The organism is Metabacillus endolithicus, assembly GCF_023078335.1.
Taxonomy (GTDB): domain Bacteria; phylum Bacillota; class Bacilli; order Bacillales; family Bacillaceae; genus Metabacillus; species Metabacillus endolithicus.
Genome location: NZ_CP095550.1, coordinates 3,964,898 through 3,976,996 on the forward strand (window position 1 = coordinate 3,964,898; position 12,099 = coordinate 3,976,996).

At 34.3% G+C, this 12,099-nt stretch carries 8 protein-coding genes, 2 pseudogenes and 1 riboswitch; all 10 genes and pseudogenes read left to right on the forward strand.

The features are described from left to right. Positions 1 to 12: 12 nt before the first annotated feature. A complete protein-coding gene (locus MVE64_RS20070; protein WP_247340652.1) occupies positions 13 to 1,050 on the forward strand; it encodes an ABC transporter permease in 1,038 nt (345 codons plus the stop codon). Positions 1,051 to 1,053: 3 nt separating this feature from the next. Beyond that, the gene (locus MVE64_RS20075) at positions 1,054 to 2,076 is read left to right on the forward strand and encodes an ABC transporter permease (RefSeq protein ID WP_121660808.1); all 1,023 of its coding nucleotides are present in this window, start codon (positions 1,054 to 1,056) and stop codon (positions 2,074 to 2,076) included. Positions 2,077 to 2,139: 63 nt separating this feature from the next. Further along, complete coding sequence (gene rhaS / locus MVE64_RS20080) at positions 2,140 to 3,195, forward strand: rhamnose ABC transporter substrate-binding protein (RefSeq protein ID WP_247340661.1); 1,056 nt, start codon at positions 2,140 to 2,142, stop codon at positions 3,193 to 3,195. 81 nt (positions 3,196 to 3,276) lie between these two features. After that, a complete protein-coding gene (locus tag MVE64_RS20085; protein WP_247340663.1) occupies positions 3,277 to 3,603 on the forward strand; it encodes an L-rhamnose mutarotase in 327 nt (108 codons plus the stop codon). A 460-nt stretch (positions 3,604 to 4,063) separates the two neighbouring features. Further along, the gene (gene sigH, locus MVE64_RS20090) at positions 4,064 to 4,705 is read left to right on the forward strand and encodes an RNA polymerase sporulation sigma factor SigH (protein ID WP_098796580.1); all 642 of its coding nucleotides are present in this window, start codon (positions 4,064 to 4,066) and stop codon (positions 4,703 to 4,705) included. A gap of 213 nt (positions 4,706 to 4,918) precedes the next feature. After that, a riboswitch (purine riboswitch) is annotated at positions 4,919 to 5,020 on the forward strand. A gap of 78 nt (positions 5,021 to 5,098) precedes the next feature. Then, a pseudogene (locus MVE64_RS20095) lies at positions 5,099 to 6,393 on the forward strand (NCS2 family permease). A 267-nt stretch (positions 6,394 to 6,660) separates the two neighbouring features. Further along, on the forward strand, positions 6,661 to 7,032 hold the full coding sequence (locus tag MVE64_RS20100) for a sensory rhodopsin transducer (RefSeq protein ID WP_098796578.1): 372 nt from the start codon (positions 6,661 to 6,663) through the stop codon (positions 7,030 to 7,032). A gap of 45 nt (positions 7,033 to 7,077) precedes the next feature. Next, entirely contained in the window at positions 7,078 to 8,847 is a 1,770-nt protein-coding gene (locus MVE64_RS20105) for a cache domain-containing sensor histidine kinase (protein ID WP_247340664.1), read from the forward strand. Further along, positions 8,840 to 10,378, forward strand: a complete 1,539-nt coding sequence (locus tag MVE64_RS27520; protein ID WP_281730397.1) for a response regulator transcription factor — start codon at positions 8,840 to 8,842, stop codon at positions 10,376 to 10,378. The genes MVE64_RS20105 and MVE64_RS27520 overlap by 8 nt, the downstream gene beginning before the upstream one ends. 355 nt (positions 10,379 to 10,733) lie before the next feature. After that, a pseudogene (locus tag MVE64_RS20120) lies at positions 10,734 to 12,042 on the forward strand (ABC transporter substrate-binding protein). Positions 12,043 to 12,099: the final 57 nt, after the last annotated feature.

The following is a 12,099-nucleotide window of genomic DNA, read 5'->3' on the forward strand; positions in this document are numbered from 1 at the left end:
GAGGTGAAGAGTATGCCTGAAAATGTCATACAAGACTCAACAAGTATACAGCCGCATGCAGAAAAGACGTCAAAGCTAGCAAACATATATAAATTCAGGGAACTTGGTTTACTTGCTTTTATTATTATCTTATCAATAGCTGTTCAGTTACGAAACTCCAGCTTTTTAAGTGGAGAGAATATTAATGACATGATCACAAATACAGCGATTCTTAGTATTTTAGCTCTTGGAATGATGCTTGTACTTGTAACGAGAGGTATTGATTTATCAATTGGATCAACGATAGCACTTTCCGGAATGGTAGCTGCTCAGACAGTTAGTACGTATCAAAGTTTACATCCTATCCTTGTTATTTTGTTAGGAATTGTTATTGGGATGGTTTGTGGAGCGATCAATGGAGTGTTAATTGCGAAAATCGGATTACTCCCTATCATTGCTACACTGGCGATGATGAATATTTTCAGAGGAATCACATTTAAAATTAGTGGCGGAGAATGGATTAGTTCTTATCAAATGCCGGAAAGCTTTGTGTCTATTGCAACAGGTACAACATTTGGTATAAATAATTTGATTGTTATAGCTATCGTTATTTACCTTTTATTCTTTTATATCATTAACCACACAAGAACAGGACGACAAATTTATGCAGTTGGTAGTAATCCTGATTCAGCAAAGGTAAGCGGTATAAAGGAAGGTCGCATTCTATTACTTGTTTATGCCATTATGGGCGGTTTTGCAGGACTGTCAGGTGTGCTTTGGGTGTCTAAATTTGCATCTGCACAAGGTGATACAGCATCCGGTTACGAGCTAACGGTTATCGCAGCTTGTATCCTTGGCGGAGTTAGTATTGCTGGGGGATCAGGAAAGATTTCTGGGATCATTCTAGGGTCTATTCTTTTAGGAATCTTAAATAATGCATTGCCATTATTAAATGTATCTCCATTTTGGCAAACAGGTATTCAAGGTCTCATCATCCTCGTTGCTGTTATCATAAACACCCTTGTTAAAAGAGGTGTTGATCGAAATAATCTGATGAGGAGGAAAATATAAGCCATGGAACAAAGAACATCACTTGATCAGCAAGGATATATACATCGAGATCTCCTTGATAAAAAAGACTTTAGCCTAAAGAGATTTTTCTTACAATGGGAATGGATGTTAGTCATCATTTTATTCGCAGTCATGATTATCAACTCAAATCTATCACCCTATTTTCTGAATTATGCAAGTTTACGAGATGGAACAATGATTTTTCTAGATAAAGCATTTATTGTTTTCCCGATGGCGATGATTATGATTTTGCGTGATATTGACATCTCTGTTGGTTCAACGGTTGCCTTATCATCAGTTGTGATGGCAACAATGTACAACAGCCTCGGAGTACCAATGGAACTTGCTGTAGTCATTTGTTTAGCAGTGGGTGCTCTATGTGGATTTATAAACGGTCTATTAATTGTTAAATTCAAAGAATTATCAGCTGTAATTGTTACATTAGGCACAATGATCCTCTATCGTGGAATCGCTTACGTGATTTTGGAAGATCAATCATCAGGTACTTTTCCAGAATGGTTTGGATTTTTTGGTTGGGGGTATGTATTCGGAATTCCATTTATTCTAATTTTGTTTATCATTATGGCAATATTGTTTGGAATTCTTCTTCATAAAACAACGTTTGGTCGTCAAATCTTTGCAATGGGTAAAAACCCTACGGCAAGTAGATTTTCAGGAGTTAAGGTTGATCGAATGAAAATGATTGTATTTACTCTTGCAGGTCTCATGGCTGGATTAACAGCATTATTTTTAGCTTCAAGAATGGGAAGTACCAGACCTAATGTTGCAAACATGTATGAACTAGATGTTATTGCCATGGCTGCATTAGGTGGAATTAGTACAGCAGGAGGTAAGGGGAAAATAATTGGAACTGTTATTGCTGTATTTATTATTGGTTACCTTCAATACGGACTAGGGCTTATTAATATCCCTGCTCAAACATTATTAATTGTTGTTGGTGCGTTGCTTATTTTAGCTGTAGCCGTTCCAAAAATAAAGTTACCAAGCTTTATGAAAAGAAAATAACCACGTTATACGCAGTTTTAAACTGTTATGTATAAATGAAAAGACAAAAAGGGGAGAGATAAAATGAAAAAGTTTTTATCAATGATTTTATCAGTTGTATTACTTGCTTCTATACTTGTAGGTTGTAGTCAAGGAGCACCTTCAAGTGGTGGGTCTTCAAGTGAGGGTGGGGCAGAAGAAGGCAGTGCCTCAAACAAGTACGCATTTGTATTTAAAAACACAGGAAATCCTTATGGGGAAAAAATGATGGATGGCTTTAAGTCTGCTGTAGAAGAGCTTGGTGGAGAAGTGATTCTACGTTCACCAGACCAACCAACAGCGGAAGGGCAAATCCAAATTATTGAACAATTAATTACGCAAAAAGTAGCTGCAATCGCAATTGCTGGTAATGACCAAGATGCATTAGAGCCAGTGTTGAAGAAAGCAATGGACCAAGGAATTAAAGTTCTTTCAGTAGACTCAGCTGTTAATGCTAACAGCCGTCATATTCATGTGAATCAAGCAAACCCAGAGAGAATTGGGCGAATTCAAATTGAAGCAGTAAGTGAAATGATTAGTGGAGAAGGACAAATCGCGATTTTAAGTGCAACATCACAAGCAACAAACCAAAACCTTTGGATTGAATGGATGAAAAAAGAACTTGAAAAGCCTGAGTATAGCAAAATAGAGTTAGTAAAAGTAGCTTATGGTGATGATTTAAGAGATAAAAGTGTATCTGAAACAGAAGCTTTATTAAAATCTTATCCTGATTTAAAAGCGATTATTGCTCCAACAACCGTTGGAATTGCTGCTGCAGGAAAAGTATTAACAGATAAAGGATTACAAGGAAAAGTAAAATTAACAGGATTAGGACTTCCAAGTGAAATGGCTAGCTATATCGAAAGTGGTGTTTCACCATGGATGTACTTATGGAATCCAATTGATGTAGGAAAAGTAGCTGGTTATACTGCACATGCATTAGTTGAAGGGTCAATCAAAGGAGAAGTTGGTGACACATTCGAAGCAGGTGATCAAGGAAGTCAGGAAGTAGTTGAAGATGGAGAAGGAACACAAATTATGCTTGGCGACCCATTTAAATTTGATGCTGATAATATTGCTGAATGGAAAGATGTTTATTAACTGATTCATGATAATTTTAAACTAAGCCATTCAAGTTCTGGCTTAGTTTTTCAATTAAAAGATATAGGGGTAGATATGAGGATGAAGAACAGTAATAAGTTTGCGTGGACTTGGAAAATCAAAGAAGAAGACCTGGAAGAGTATGTAGAACTACATCTTAATCCTTGGTCTGAAATGATGGAGGAGCATAGTAAGGCAGGAATTAAAAATTATTCCATCTTTCAAAATGGTAATCAATTTTTCTACTGTTTTGAATGTGATGATGTAGAGGCTGCTTTTGAATATATTGCTCAAAGTGAAGAATGTAACAATTGGAACGCCATTACATCACAAATGGTGGAAGGTTCGTTTGATTTTAATGAGGCAGAACCAATTAAACCGATGAGGGAAGTGTTTTATTTAAAGTAGTGTTGTTGAAATAGAAATCGTAGCTCTCTCTAAAATGGTGAGAGCTTATTTTTAATTTCTTGTCATTATTTCCCGAAAAATAATCTTAGGTGATCACTAAAACAATTATCTTCCTTCTAAATGACAATATCTATGATTTTTTCGAGTGTTTTTACTTCATTTCTTTACATGAAAATGCAACAAATTGAAAATAAACCTATTGAATGATAGATCTAATCAAAAAATTTATAAAAATTGTAGTTAGTGTTTATATTTCGACAACGTTTTTATTTTTAACCCCTTATACTTATATCTACATCACATTTGTCTGTGAAAAATAATAAAGAAATTATTTAGGGTAGTAGCGTGGTATTTAGTATAGATATATTTCTTTTTAAACTAGTAAACTAGTGAAAATTTAAAATAAGTATAAGCTCGAAATGGGCTTAATTTAAGAAGAGTATGGAGGGAAATCAAATCAATGAACACTGTATTAGAACCAATTGTCGATTATGCTGGATTAGAGGATAGAGTGTTGGTCGAGATGGCTCATAATGGTGACAGCGAGTCATTGTCCTTTTTAATTAATAAGTATCAGCATTTTGTGCGCTCGAAGGTTAGACCGTATTTCTTAATAGGAGCCGATAAAGAAGATCTTGTTCAAGAAGGAATGATCGGGTTATATAAGGCGATTCGTGATTATCGTGAAGACAAAATGGCTTCTTTTTATGCATTTGCAGAGCTTTGTATTTCTAGACAAATTATAACTGCAATTAAAACTGCTTCTCGCCAAAAACATGGTCCATTAAATTCATCTATTTCCTTGGACAAGCCTCTTACTAATGAAGATTCTAATTATACGTTGATGGATATGATTGCAGGGGAAAAAGTAACTAATCCTGAATCTTTGCTTATTAATAAGGAAAAAGTGAACGAAATAGAACGGAAGATTGATGAATTGCTGAGTGATTTGGAAAGAAGAGTATTAACTCTATATATGGACGGACAATCATATATGGAAATATCAGAAGAATTGAATACACATGTTAAATCAATTGACAATGCTCTTCAGCGTGTAAAACGAAAACTAGAACGTCATTTTGAGATTAGTAAGGTTGTATGAGTAAAGATAGCAGGAAGAAATAGTTGGTTTTAGTGTTCATTGTTGATTGATGCCCTGTTACATAAACTAAATAATAAAAAAACCTCAGATGAATTTTGGGTCATCTGAGGTTTTTTTATTGTTCAAAGAAAAAGTAACATAGCCTAGCTGATCGTGTAATCCAAAATATTTACATTGACTCAACTACTATTTTTCTCTATAATATCAACTTATATTAATATAATATATCAACCTTGTATATGTTTAGGGATATGGCCTAAACGTTTCTACCAAGCTACCTTAAATAGCATGACTACAAGGATTACATATGTATTGTCGATATGTAATTCTTGTTATGTGTGCTTTAGGGTAATCTAACTCTAAAGCTTTTTTAGCATAATTCAGGAGGTCAACATGAAGCAATTCTTTCAGTTTTTAGATCGACAAACAACTTATCGACAAGAGTTTCTTGCTGGAATTACTACCTTTTTATCAATGGCTTATATATTAGTTGTTAACCCAATTGTACTATCAGAAGCAGGTATGGATAAAGGGCTGTCTTTACAGCAACAGCTGTCTCAGCAATTATCGGTACGTTATTAATTGGGATTTTAGCTAACTACCCGATAGGGATAGCACCTAGTATGGTACTTAATTCATTTTTTACCTATTCAGTTGTAATCGGAATGGGGATACCTTGGCAAACAGCATTAACAGGTGTATTTATATCAGGTGTTTTGTTTGTATTGCTAAGCATTTTTAAAATTCGCGAAAAAATCATCGAAGTAATTCCCCAGGATTTAAAATATGCAATCGGAAGTGGAATTGGCTTTTTTATTGCGTTTATTGGCTTGAAAAATTCAGGGATTGTAGTGGCAAATTCAGCAACATTTGTTTCGTTAGGAAATATTCAATCCGGTCCAACTTTATTAGCAGTTGTTGGTTTTATTATTACCGTTATTCTTATGGTGAAAAATGTTCGTGGGGCCATCTTTTATGGAATGGTGATAACATCGATTTTAGGAATGTTTTTCGGGATAATTGATAAGCCTAAAGCTATTATTGGTGGAATCCCTAGCTTGGAGCCAACATTCGGGGTTGTTTTTATGCAGCTAGGAGATATTTTTTCAATAGAATTAGTAGCTGTTGTGTTTACGTTTTTATTTGTAGCATTCTTTGATACAGCAGGAACATTGATTGCGATTGCTAACCAAGCAGGGTTAGTGAAGGATAATAAAATTCCGAACGCTGGACGAGCACTTTTAGCTGATGCCTCGGCATCAGTTGCAGGGTCAGTTCTAGGTACTTCAACAACAGCATCATTCATTGAATCATCTGCAGGGATAGCAGCAGGTGGAAGAACTGGTTTTACATCTGTTGTGATTTCTGGAATGTTTGCTATTGCACTATTTTTCTCGCCTCTCCTTTCTATTGTAACGTCAGAAGTAACAGCACCTGCTTTGATTATTGTTGGTGCATTAATGGCAAGTGAAGTACGTCATATTAAATGGGAACGTTTCGAGATTGCAATTCCTGCTTTTGTCACGATCATCATGATGCCGCTAACTTATGGTGTAGCAACTGGTATTGGTCTTGGTTTTATTATGTACCCTATTACAATGATTGCTATGAAAAAGCAGAAGGAAATCAGTCCGATCGTCTATGTTTTAGCACTTATTTTTATTGCCTATTTTGCATTTGTTATATAAGATTGAAAGTCTTCTCGTTTTAGAGGAGGCTTTTTTATTTTGAAGCAGTATTAGAAGTAGAAACACTGTTTTCTAATCATAATCATCGGAAAATTAAATGTATTATTGCAAGTGCTTCCATTATAATGGAAGATAGCTAACTGCACCTTATGCAAATTCTTATTCTGTATCTGTTTAGTAATAAGAACCTACTCTTATTAACTACTAATCATGATATGATTAAACCATGGAGTATTTTGTACTTTTTTAACATTGGAGGTTATGTGAATGAATAATCAAAAAGGAGAGAAACATTGGATCATACCAGATGGATATATACCACCATTAAGCTCAGGGGAACTTCTTAGCCATGAATCTATTTGTATTTTAAACTGCAATGGTCAAGATGCAAAACTTGAAGTTACGATTTATTTTGAGGATCGAGATCCGATTGAGAAAATTCCTGTCATTGTGCAGGGCAAGAGAAGTAAACATTTACGTACAACAGCACTGGAGCTTAATGGAGAAACGATTCCAACAGGTGTTCCTTATTCAATTGAAGTGGAAAGTGATCTGCCAATCATTGTCCAATATAGTCGATTGGATTCAACCCAACCAGGCTTGGCACTAATGTCTACAATGGGATATCCTTTGAAATGAATTGAAAGCGGTTACTAGCAAATTATGATATTGGAGTTCTAATATATGAGGAACTTAAACCGAAGAATTTCAACCAGATATAAAAATTTAAGAATTAAGTATAAATTAATCGTCTTTATTTCTATTTTATTAATTGTTTGTTTAACGTTTATTATAATTGGATTTCAATATGCATTTAATAGCTATGATGAACAAATTTACCGTAAATCTTCACAAGTTTTAATTATGTCTTCTAATAGAATAGAAGATGAACTAAAGAATATTGAAGAAGTTACTTATAAAATTATGGGTGATGATGTTATTCAGAACGCATTGCTTCGTTCAAAGGACAATAGCTTAACAAAGTATGATCAATATCAAATAGAAAAAGAAATTTGGGAGACCCTTACTAGCTATATAGGTTCCGAAAAATATATCCAATCCATCCATCTATTTGACCGTTTTGGGAAGGAATATCGTGCTGGAGGAGTGCCATCCCCGAATTTATATGATCATAAAGATGAAATGATCACAAAGGCGGAAAAAGGAAATGGGAGTAATGTATGGATTTCACTAGAAGGCTCAAAAAATTCTATTTTTTCTACGAGACAGCTAAAATCCTATGAAAATCTAAGTCTTGAAAAGCTCGGAACATTAGTAATTGATGTTAAGTTACACGAGATTGTTAAAGAGCTGCCAAAAGAGTGGGAAGATCAAGAGGGTTATATTGCGATCTCAGAAGGAGATGAAATTTTCTTTTCAGAAGGAAATTCTACTAATGTTGATAAGCTAGACTTTACAGCTAGTGATAAACAAGGATATCAAATTCAAAATATATATGGAAGAAGCTTTTTTGTTACCTATTCAAAATCTCCATATGCAAATTGGACATATTGGAATGTCTTGCCCTTTGGAACAATGTTCGCAAAGGTTACGATGATTAAGTTCCTTGTTATTTTTTTATTCTTAGCGATTTCTATTTCTTCTATTTATTTAGTTATTAGATTTTCTAAGCGAATTACGAATCCAATTGAAAACTTAGTTTCAGCGATGAAGTTCGTTCAAAAAGGGGATTTTAAACTAACAGAAAACTTTACACCTTCACAATATCAGGATGAAGTTGGAATGTTACACCAAAATTTCTTTGTAATGATTGAACGGATTAATCAGCTAATTAATGAAAATTATGAAAAACAATTATTAATAAAAGATACTGAATTTAAAGCATTGCAATCACAGATTAATCCTCATTTCTTGTATAACACACTAGAATCTATTAACTGGCTGGCAAAAGTAAATCAGCAGCATCAAATATCCAAAATGGTTGAATCTTTAGGATATTTATTAAGAAATGCTATTAGTTTAAAAGATGATGTTATAACAGTGGAACAAGAAGTAGAGATGGTTGAACACTATGTGACAATTCAAAAGTTTCGTTTTGAAGAGCGGTTAGAATTTTCATTAGTAATGGACGATAAAGTAAAAAATGCTAAGCTACCAAAGTTGATTCTGCAGCCACTTGTTGAAAATGCCATTCATTATGCGCTGGAAATGATGATCGAGCCATGTGAAATCCGTTTGTTAGCATACAAAGAAGGAGATAAACTCCATCTTATTGTTGAGGATAATGGACCTGGAATGGATGAGGAGCAGCTCGAATTAGTCAAAAAAGGTGAAATAAAAACCAGAGGGAATGGAATCGGTTTACGTAATATTGACTCCAGAATTAAATTTGTTTTTGGACCTGAGTATGGCCTTCAAATTGATAGTGAGGTAAACAAAGGGACAAAGGTACGCATCGTTATTCCATATCAAACGAGGTGGGATTATGTATAGGGTGTTATTAGTTGATGATGAGAGAATTATTTTGGAGGGGATTTCGAGTATCATCAACTGGGGAGAACTTGGAACAAGTTTAATTGGTACGGCCAGAAATGGCTTGGAAGCCTATGACTTTATCATGAAGGAACAACCAGACATCGTGATATGTGATATTAAAATGCCAGGAATGAACGGCCTTCAATTAGTTGAAAAGATGGCAGCTGAAAAACCTTCCATAAAGTTTATTATACTATCAGGCTTTAATGAATTTAACTATGCTAAACAAGCGATGGAATATGGAGTCAAGCATTATTTATTAAAGCCATGTAATGAAAATAGCATTATGGATGCTTTAAATAAAGTGATTGATGAACTAAAAAGAGATGCTAAAAAAGAGGAATTTCTATTAGAGACGAAAAGTCGGCTAAATCAAGTACAGCCTTATGTGAAAAAACAATTACTAAAAGAGTTTATCACTAGCAAGTTTGACAGCAATAGAGGAATACATTTTTATGAAAAACTATTAAGAGTGAATTTCGAAGAAGAGTTTATAAGGTTAATTATCTTTCGTATAGAAGGTGATTATCATTATGAGCATATGTTTGTCATTGAAAACCTGGGTGAAGATCTTTTTTCAGAATCAGTCTTATCAACGAGTATAGGAGAATATGTTCTTTTTCTTGTAAATGAGGAGGAGTTTAATAACCTACAGGAAAAAATTGAGCAACTAAGAGAACATTTTTTTGATATTTATAAAATGGATATGACAGTGGCTATAAGTGAGGTTGATTGTATTACACAAGTAAGAAGACTTTATTTAGAAGCACTCGAATGCCTGGGACATAGATTTTATTTAGGTGAAGGAAGCATTATTACAAAAAATGATATTAAACATGAGAATCGAATGAATGACTATGAATATGATGGTCAAAGTTTATGTTTGTTTATAAAATCAGGAAATATAGAAAAAGTGGAAAGTGAAATTTCTCAATTTTTCGCTGAGCTAACAGAAAGTAGATTAACAATTAGTTTAGTGCGTTCTTATGTGATGCAGATTTTTTTAGTGATGATTCAGCAATCAGACTCAGTGAGCATGCAAAAATATATGGATAAAATGTCTGTATTAGTAGATATGGATACAATCCAGCAAATGAAACATTTCTTTCTTTCTACCGCAAAAGAAATTACACAAGGTCACTATGAAAGACATAAATCAAATCATTCGGCTGTTATTCATAAGATGATTGATCTGGTAGAAGAGAATATTGGAAATCCAGAGCTGTCCCTGAAGTGGGTGGCAAATAAGGTTTATATGAATGCGGACTATTTAGGTAAACTGTTTAAGCAGGAAACAGGGCAGAAGTTTTCAAGCTATGTTACACAAGAACGAATTAAGAAAGCGATTGAACAGATTCAATTAATGGATGATGTAAAGGTATTCGCAATTGCTGAGATGATTGGATTCGGTGATAATCCCCAATACTTTAGTCAAGTGTTTAAGAAGTTTACTGGATACTCTCCGTCTGATTATAAAAAGGTAAATTAATAGATTGGTTAGAAGGACTGTCTCTATGTGTAGACAGTCCTTTTTTGTTTGGAAACCCAGTAGGGGGAGGTTGCAAGAAAATGTTGTTAAGTTGCAAAATTCCTCATAAATGTTGCAAGATCGTAGCGTAATTTCTCTATATTTGGGTGGAGAATTACATAGATAGTAGTTCAATCCATTGTACTAGTTCAGAAAGTACAAATTTTTTAGACGTTCAAAAAAAGGTAGTCAGAATTCACTGTTTTTTAAACACTCTTATCTGTTTTTTGCATTTTAATAGCTTCTTAAACCCTATAAAATAAAGGTTGTAAGCGTTAACAAAGATTTCAAAAAAAGAATACAAGGGGGATGTTAAATGAAGAAGTGGTTGGCAATTTTTATGTCGGTTTTTATGGTATTTACATTAGCTGCTTGTAGCGGTAGTACTTCTGGTGAATCTTCTTCAGATTCAGGTTCAAAATCAGATGGTGGTGAAGATGAAGAAGTAACACTTCGTATTGCATGGTGGGGATCTGAACCTCGACATGATTACACTCTAAAAGTAATCGAAATGTTTGAGAAAGAAAATCCAGGTATTAAGATTCAAGCAGAATATGCAAGTTGGGATGATTATTGGAAGAAGTTAGCACCTCAGGCATCTGCACAACAATTACCTGATATTATTCAAATGGATCTTTCTTACTTTTCACAGTACGCTGAAAATGGACAGTTAGCTGATTTATCACCTTATGTTGGAAATCAAATTGATACAACGAATTTTACGGACAATTATATCAATGGTGGAAAACTTGATGACAAGTTATATGGCTTTAACTTAGGGGTTAACGTTGTTGGTTTCCATTATGATGAAGAATTATTAAAGAAAGCTGGAGTCGATTCTTTAGCTGAAGATTGGACTTGGGATGATTACAAAGAATTAGCAGCAAAAGCGAAAGATGCTGGAATATTTGTTGATACTACAATGAAATCGGACGTATTCTTTAACTACTATTTAAGAACTCAAGGGAAATCATTATTTGGTAAAGATGGTGCATCATTAGGATATGATGATGATCAAATGTTCATTGACTTCTTTACGATGGCTTCAGATACAGTGAAAGATGGTGCAGCACCTACTCCTGACTACTTAGCTCAGTTAAAAGGTCTTGAAGATGATCCAGTAGTAAAACAAGAAGCAATTGGTATTTGGCAATGGTCAAATCAATTCGTAGGATTACAGCAAGTTGCAAACAGACCACTAAAAATTCAAAACATGCCGGGGCCTAACACAAGTGATGGATTATATTTGAAACCAAGTATGTTTTGGTCTGTTGCTGAAAACTCCGAGCATAAAGAAGCAGCAGCTAAATTTATTGACTTCTTCGTAAACAATGAGGAAGCAAACAAATTAATCTTAGGTGACCGTGGTATCCCAGGTTCATCAGTGGTGAAAGAAGCTCTTAAACCAGTACTTTCTCCTGAACAAGTTCAAGTGTTTGATAGTGTTGAATGGATTTGAACAAAACAGCTCGGCATTTGATGGTCCAGATCCAGTTGGAGCAGGTGAAATCATTGAGATGCTCGACAGTTTATCTGAACAAATGAATTATGGTCAGTTAAAAGTAGAAGATGCAGCTAAACAATTTAGACAGCAAGCAGAAAGCATTTTAGCTCAAAATAAATAGTGCTTAATGACCTGATAGCTGATCAATTGTACGATCAGCTATCAGTCTTACTGCCAA